Source organism: bacterium endosymbiont of Bathymodiolus sp. 5 South (assembly GCF_900128535.1).
In the GTDB taxonomy this organism is placed as follows: Bacteria; Pseudomonadota; Gammaproteobacteria; order PS1; family Pseudothioglobaceae; genus Thiodubiliella.
This window is the reverse complement of sequence record NZ_FQTR01000344.1, coordinates 1-1,135: the sequence shown is the minus strand read 5'-3', so window position 1 is coordinate 1,135 and position 1,135 is coordinate 1. Positions and strand designations below refer to the sequence as shown.

Sequence of the window (1,135 nt, the reverse complement as noted above, 5' to 3'; positions counted from 1 at the left end):
TTTGGCAAAAAGTTGGGTTGTGCATGGTAAGAAGTCGCTATTTTTTCTATTGCACTCAGTAAAATATTGTCAGTCAAAATATAGTGCGATTGTTTTGAATGTTTAAGGGTGGTTTTATGGTTGGTTGTTTTGGGTTTTTAAGGGTTGACTAAGTAGTGGCGTAATTGCTCATTTATTATATCAACAGGTAAGTTTTGGGTTATGAATGGCTCTATTTTTAGATTTCATAAAAAACCTTGACAAAATTATTTTTAACTGTTAAAGTAAATCTCTTAATCATTATTTTTGAAAATGAAAAACATGACAAACACACTCAACAAACTGACTAAATTCCTTGCAGTCGCCATCTTTTCAATCTCTTTAAATGCTTTTAGTATTGCAATAACTCCCTTCATCACAATCAGCACTAATCATGTTAGCGCTACTGTTGGAACTGCTATTACACCTGTTACCATTACTAATACAAATTCTGCTTCTCTTGTTTATTACTCAATTTCTCCTGCTATTTCCAACGGCTTATCTTTTAATAAAAAAACTGGCACCATCTCTGGGGTGCCAATTGTTGTCTCTGATTCAGTAACTTATACTGTGACTGCAGTTTTAATGGCTAGGATGAAAGTTGATTATCATGGTCAAGACACTGCAACTGTTGTTATTGCTGTTGGTGCCGGTACTATTAATCTAGCCCTTGGAAAACCTGCCACACAATCCAGCACCTTTTTGTACCACTCTATTAATCCTGTTGCTGGCTATGCAGTGGATGGTAACACTGATGGCTATTTCTTAAATAAGAGCACAACCCATACTGAATATGCACAAGGCGCTTGGTGGCAGGTTGATCTAGGCGGCAGGAAAAATATCAATGAAATCATTATCTACAACCGCACTGATTGCTGTGCAGATAGATTAAGCAACTACCAAGTTAGTATTTCTGATAAAGCAGACTTCAGTACCCACACCTACCAACAAGACTTTCATGTTGCGCCTAATCCCAAAAAAATCATTCAATTAAACGCATCAGGCAAGCAAGGTCGTTATGTTAGAATCCAGTTGCTTGATAAGAATTATCTGTCTCTAGCAGAAGTTCAGGTTATGGGTGTTGATCTTTAAATAAAGAAAATGCAGTAAAGGTGTT

At 36.4% G+C, this 1,135-nt stretch carries 1 protein-coding gene; it reads left to right on the top strand.

The genetic code is table 11. The features are described 5' to 3' along the window. Positions 1-291: 291 nt before the first annotated feature. On the top strand, positions 292-1,110 hold the full coding sequence (locus BBROOKSOX_RS11365; protein ID WP_139661961.1) for a galactose-binding domain-containing protein: 819 nt from the start codon (positions 292-294) through the stop codon (positions 1,108-1,110). Positions 1,111-1,135: the final 25 nt, after the last annotated feature.